The 5,320-nt window shown below is 76.6% G+C and carries 7 protein-coding genes and 1 pseudogene; 5 read left to right on the top strand and 3 right to left on the bottom strand.

Translation table 11 applies throughout. The features are described from left to right. On the top strand, positions 1 to 1,150 hold a 1,150-nt coding region (locus GTR02_RS19430), incomplete at its 5' end, for a S1C family serine protease (RefSeq protein WP_205709638.1). A 376-nt stretch (positions 1,151 to 1,526) separates the two neighbouring features. Here the strand turns inward: GTR02_RS19430 and GTR02_RS24975 are convergent. Continuing rightward, positions 1,527 to 1,784, bottom strand: a pseudogene (locus tag GTR02_RS24975) (DUF4031 domain-containing protein); the annotation flags it as partial. A 161-nt stretch (positions 1,785 to 1,945) separates the two neighbouring features. Here GTR02_RS24975 and GTR02_RS19420 point away from each other — a divergent pair. Further along, complete coding sequence (locus GTR02_RS19420; protein WP_166609131.1) at positions 1,946 to 2,236, top strand: WXG100 family type VII secretion target; 291 nt, start codon at positions 1,946 to 1,948, stop codon at positions 2,234 to 2,236. A 177-nt stretch (positions 2,237 to 2,413) separates the two neighbouring features. Here the strand turns inward: GTR02_RS19420 and GTR02_RS19415 are convergent, their stop codons facing one another. Beyond that, complete coding sequence (locus tag GTR02_RS19415; RefSeq protein ID WP_166609130.1) at positions 2,414 to 2,590, bottom strand: hypothetical protein; 177 nt, start codon at positions 2,588 to 2,590, stop codon at positions 2,414 to 2,416. Between the two features lie 156 nt (positions 2,591 to 2,746). Between GTR02_RS19415 and moaA the strand changes: the two genes are divergently transcribed. Next, entirely contained in the window at positions 2,747 to 3,841 is a 1,095-nt protein-coding gene (gene moaA, locus GTR02_RS19410; RefSeq protein ID WP_338073937.1) for a GTP 3',8-cyclase MoaA, read from the top strand. Positions 3,842 to 3,843: 2 nt separating this feature from the next. Next, positions 3,844 to 4,098 (top strand): MoaD/ThiS family protein, encoded by a 255-nt coding sequence (locus GTR02_RS19405; RefSeq protein WP_338073936.1) that lies wholly within the window; start codon positions 3,844 to 3,846, stop codon positions 4,096 to 4,098. A gap of 51 nt (positions 4,099 to 4,149) precedes the next feature. Here GTR02_RS19405 and GTR02_RS19400 read toward each other — a convergent pair whose 3' ends face one another. Beyond that, complete coding sequence (locus GTR02_RS19400) at positions 4,150 to 4,623, bottom strand: molybdenum cofactor biosynthesis protein MoaE (protein ID WP_338073935.1); 474 nt, start codon at positions 4,621 to 4,623, stop codon at positions 4,150 to 4,152. A 125-nt stretch (positions 4,624 to 4,748) separates the two neighbouring features. Here GTR02_RS19400 and cofC point away from each other — a divergent pair. Then, a partial coding sequence (gene cofC, locus GTR02_RS19395; RefSeq protein ID WP_166609127.1) for a 2-phospho-L-lactate guanylyltransferase occupies positions 4,749 to 5,320 on the top strand: 572 nt, incomplete at its 3' end.

Raw genomic sequence — 5,320 nt, 5'->3', positions numbered from 1 at the left:
CGGCGTGACGGGCGTGGCGGTCGCGAGCGCCGTGGCGGCGAGCGCGCTGACCGCCTCCCTGGTGGGCGCCTTCGGCACGAACGACGGCGGCACCGGCACCGTCGCGAGCCAGACGCGCGTCCCCGTGCAGGGGGTGAGCGAGACGACGACCAACTGGCAGTCCGTGGTGGACGCCGTGTCCCCCAGCGTCGTGTCCGTCACCGTGACCTCCCAGGCCGGCGAGGGCGAGGGCTCGGGGATCGTCTACGACACCTCGGGCCGCATCGTGACCAACAACCACGTCGTCGCCGCGGCCGGGGCGGGAGCCACCATCACGGTGACGCTGTCCGACGGCCGGGAGTACGGCGCGACCGTGGTCGGCACGGACCCGGCGACCGACCTCGCGGTGATCCAGCTGCAGAACGGCCCGTCGAACCTGACGCCCGCGACCTTCGCGAACTCCGACGACGTGGTGCCCGGGCAGTCCGTCATGGCGCTGGGCAACCCGCTCGGCCTGGCCGGCAGCGTGACCACCGGCATCGTGTCGGCGGTCAACCGTCCCGTGCTGACGCAGCAGGAGGCGCCGGAGCAGGCGCCGTCGTCGCCCTTCGGCGGGGGGCAGAGCCCCACCACGGGGGAGACGGCCGCCACCAACGCGATCCAGACCGACGCGGCGATCAACCCGGGCAACTCCGGCGGCGCGCTGGTGGACTCCTCCGGGCGCGTCATCGGCATCAACTCCTCGATCGCCTCGCTGGGGAGCAGCAGCAGCCAGGCGCAGTCGGGCAGCATCGGCCTGGGCTTCGCGATCCCGTCGAACGAGGTCAAGCTCATCGCCGACCAGCTCGTGAAGTCCGGCACGGCGCAGCACGCGTGGCTGGGCGTCAGCCTCGCGCAGCAGCCGGCCACGGTGACCGTGGACGGGGCGGGCCGGACGGGCGCTCAGGTCGCGGACGTCACGGCCGGGACGCCGGCCGCCTCCGCCGGCGTGCGCGCCGGCGACGTCGTCACGGCGGTCGACGGGGTTCCGGTCACCGGGTTCGACTCCCTCACCGCGACCATCCGCGGCAAGGCCGTGGGCAGCGAGGTCGCCCTGACGGTGGTGCGGGACGGCAACGCGGTCACCCTGAACGCCACCCTGACCGCGCGTCCCGCGGACGCGCAGCCCTGACACGGCGCTGCACGGCGCAGCGCCCCCGGCTCCCCGCCGGGGGCGCTGCTGCGTCCGCGGTCCGTCAGGGCAGAAGGGGCCGGCACCACGCCGGCGCGGCGGCTGACCGCCCCGCGGCGGGGGCCCCGTCGGCGGGCCCGGCGAGCAGGACGCCCTCGTGCCGCACCCGCACACCCTCGGGCGTGCGCGACCAGGTGCGGCGGAAGCCCAGCACGCGGCGCCCTCCGACGTCGGTCACCACGGCGACCTGCTCGCCGTCCGCGGTGACCACGAGGTGCGCGTCGCAGGGGCCGGGGACGTGCGCGCCGCGGACGAGGTCGACGCGGTGCACCGGGCCCCCGTCGGTGACCGGGGTGCTCGCGAGGACCTTCTCGCCGCGACGCTTGGGCGTGCGCAGACCGGCCGCCCGCAGGCGCACCAGCACCTCGCGCGTGGTGATGGGCCGGGCGCCCGCCCGGACGGCGTCGGCGACGCGGTCCGCGGGGACGTCGTAGTGGTCACCCTCGAAGGAGCGCTCGGGCAGGCCGAGCGCGGCCGCGAAGGCGTGCAGCTCCTCGAGCGAGGTGTCGCTGACGAGGTGGGCCCAGAGCCGGCCGTGCGCCGCGTACCGGGCGGCGTCCACCAGGACGGTCATGCGCGCCGCCGGGTCCACAGGAGAGGGCTCACGGGCCGGGCGCCGGGGCTTGTGGACGGCGGCTGCACGCGACTCCCCCGACTGCCTAACGTCGCGGGCACCGGGGAGGACGACTCCTCCCGGGCCAGCCGGTGCGGACCATCCGCGGTGAGGAGACTGCCATGAGCACGTTCCAGGTCGACAGCGCGCAGGTCGCGAGCGCCAGCCTGGCGGTGCAGACGTCGTCGACGGCGATCGCCGCGGAGACCGAGGGGATGCTGCGCAACCTGCAGGCCCTGGAGGCCAGCTGGAAGGGCCAGGCGGCCACGGGCTTCCAGTCGGTCACCGCGCAGTGGCGCGCGACGCAGGAGCGGGTGCGGCTGTCGCTGGAGGAGATCCAGCGGGCGCTCGCGACCGCAGGCCAGCAGTACGCCGACGTGGAGGCCGCGAACACGAGGATGTTCACCGCCTGAGCCGACGTCAGCGGACGGCTGCGGGGGCGACGCGGGGAGACCCGGCGGCTTGCGCCCCGGGCGTCCGTGTCCCGCACATGCCTGCACACGCACTGCGGTCGGGCGCGGCCCCGTCAGGGGCTTCCTCCACCGGCCTGTGCTCGGTCGGCAGCGGAGCGACGAGCCCGCCGGCCGCCGTCAGGCGGCGTGGTGCAGGGGGGTGGCCTGCGGCACCTCGACCGCGCTCGCGCCGGGCAGGGCCCAGCGGAGCTCGAGGTGGGGCCGGTCGCGCTCGTCGCGCACCGTCACCCAGGAGGCCTCGGGAGCGGCCCGGCGGGCGCTCGTGGGGCTGGTGGTCGTCAGCACGTTGCTCATGGAGAACCTCACGTTCATCTGTTGTTCACCTTGACCTTAACCCAGATGTCATCGGCACACGAGCCGAGAACTGGACTGCGCGTCACCTGGACGATCGTCCGGGTGACGAGAGGGCGCCGAACAGGCCGCTGCGCGCGGGACGCCTACCCTGGGGACGTGACGATCGTCGGCCTCGGAGTCCCCGCCGTGCGTCGACCCGACCCCGGGGCGGACCGGGCCCACCCCCGCCACGCCTCCGGCGACCTGGTGGACACCCACGGCCGGACGGCGCGGGACCTGCGGGTTTCGCTGACCGACCGCTGCAACCTGCGCTGCCACTACTGCATGCCTCCCGAAGGCCTGCCGTGGATGGAGCGCACCGCGCAGCTGGGCGACGACGAGGTGGTGCGGCTGGTGACGGTCGCGGTCCGCGACCTCGGGGTGCGCGAGGTGCGCTTCACCGGCGGTGAACCGCTGCTGCGCAAGGGCCTCGAGGACATCGTGGCCGCCACCGCGGCGCTGCGGACCCCGGCCGGCGACCCCGTGCGCACCTCGCTGACCACGAACGGCATCGGCCTCGCGCGACGGGCGGAGGGGCTGGCGCGCGCCGGCCTGCGCCGCGTCAACGTCTCCCTCGACACGCTCGACGCCCGGCGGTTCGCTGCCATCACCCGCCGTGACCGGCTGGACGACGTCCTGGCGGGCGCGCGCGCCGCGCAGGAGGCGGGCCTCGCTCCCGTGAAGGTGAACGCCGTGCTGCTGCGGGGCACCAACGACGACGAGGCCCCCGCACTGCTGCGCTGGGCGCTGCGCGAGGGCTACCGGCTCCGCTTCATCGAGCAGATGCCCCTGGACCCGCACGGGACCTGGCAGCGCAGCGACATGATCACCGGCGAGGAGATCCTCGGCGCCCTCGGCGCCGCGTTCACCCTCACCCCGCAGCCGGACGGCAGCCGCGGGGCTGCTCCGGCGGAGACCTGGGCCGTCGACGACGGCGCCGGCCTGAGCGGCACCGTCGGGGTCATCGCCTCCGTCACCCGGCCGTTCTGCGGTGACTGCGACCGGACGCGCCTCACGGCCGACGGCCAGGTGCGCACCTGCCTGTTCTCCACGGGCGAGACGGACCTGCGCGACCGGATGCGGGCCGGGGCGAGCGACGCCGAGCTGGCCGCGACCTGGCGCGCCGCGATGTGGGGCAAGCTCCCCGGCCACGACATCGACGACCCCGGGTTCCTGCACCCCACCCGGCCCATGAGCTCCATCGGAGGCTGACCGTGGCCCACCTGCTGACCGTGCGCTACTTCGCCGGGGCCGCCGCGGCCGCTGGCTGCGAGGAGCGGAAGGTCGAGGTCTCCCCGACCGCCCCGCTCGGCGAGCTGCTCGACAGGCTGGCCGCGGAGGGCGGCGAGGCGCTCACCCGCGTCCTCTCCGCCTCGTCGTTCCTGCTCGACGCCACGGCCGCCCGTCGCGAGACCGTGCTCGGCGAGGCCGGCACGCTCGACGTCCTGCCGCCCTTCGCGGGCGGCTGAACCACCGCACGAGCGCCCGCCGCGGCCCGGGCCCCGGGACGAGCGACCCGGTCAGGGGCAGTCGACCCACTCCGACGTGCCGTCGCCGAAGTGCTGCTGCTTCCAGACCGGCAGGTGCTCCTTGACCTCGTCCACGAGCCGGGCGCAGGCCTCGAAGGCCTCGGCCCGGTGCGCGGCGGACACCGCGACGGCGAGGGCGCAGTCGCCGATCGCGAGGCGACCGAGGCGGTGGCTGACGGCCACGGCGTCGACGTCGCACGCGGCCGTCACGCGGGCCACGACGCGGGCCAGGACGTCGGCGGCGCTGGGGTGCCCCACGTACTCCAGGTCCAGCACGTGGCGGCCGTGGTCGTGGTCGCGGACGACGCCCGAGAAGGTCACGACCGCGCCCGCGGCCCGGTCCCCCACCAGGCCCGCGTGCTCGTCCACGACCAGCGGCTGGGCCGTGACCGCGGCGCGGACCACGCGGCGGGCGGGCTCGCTGGTGCGGGAGGCGTCGCGCGCGGTCGGGGAGGAGGTCGCCACGCCGCCAGCGTAGGCACCGGCCGCCGGCTCCGCCCGCCCCGCCCGTCCCACACCGGGGAGCCGCCTGCGCCCGGGCGCGGTGGACCCCGGACGCGCCCGCCCGCGGCGTGGGGGAGACTCCCCGCATGGAGGCGGGTAGTCGCTGGCGCGTGGTGGTCCCGGTCAAGGGGGGTCCCGAGGCGAAGTCGCGCCTGACCCTGGCCGCCGCCCAGCGCCGCACGATCGCCACCGCCATGGCCCTGGACTGCCTCGCCGCGTGCCTGGCGACGCCGGAGGTCGGCCTCGTGGTGTGCGTGACCGACGACCCGGCCGTGGCCGCCGAGGCGCGCCGCGCGGGCGCGGCCACCGTCAGCGCGGGCGGCCCGGGGCTGTCCGTCGCCGTCTCGGCCGGGCTCGCGAGCCTCGCCCCCGGCCCCGTGGCCGTCCTCGTGGCCGACCTGCCCTGCCTGACGCCCGCCGACCTCGGGGCCGCGCTGCGGGCCGCGGCCACCGTGGACGGCCCGGCGCTGGTGACCGACGCGGAGGGCTCGGGCAGCGTGCTGCTCGCACACCGCGACGGCTGCGTGCCCCACCGCTTCGGGGCCGGGTCCGCGGCCGCCCACGAGGCCGCCGGCGCCCGGCGCGTGACGCTCGCGCTGCCCACGCTGCGCCGCGACGTCGACACGCTGGACGCCCTCTCGCAGGCCCTGGAGCTAGG

The sequence above is a fragment of the Kineococcus siccus genome (assembly GCF_009906795.1).
Lineage (GTDB): Bacteria > Actinomycetota > Actinomycetes > Actinomycetales > Kineococcaceae > Kineococcus > Kineococcus siccus.
This window is presented reverse-complemented; position numbering and strand designations above follow the sequence as displayed.

Coding starts and splice junctions, on each gene's coding strand:
- GTR02_RS19420 (WP_166609131.1), top strand. CDS start 1,946: ATGAGCACGTTCCAGGTCGACAGCGCGCAGGTCGCGAGCGCCAGCCTG.
- GTR02_RS19415 (WP_166609130.1), bottom strand. CDS start 2,590: ATGAGCAACGTGCTGACGACCACCAGCCCCACGAGCGCCCGCCGGGCC.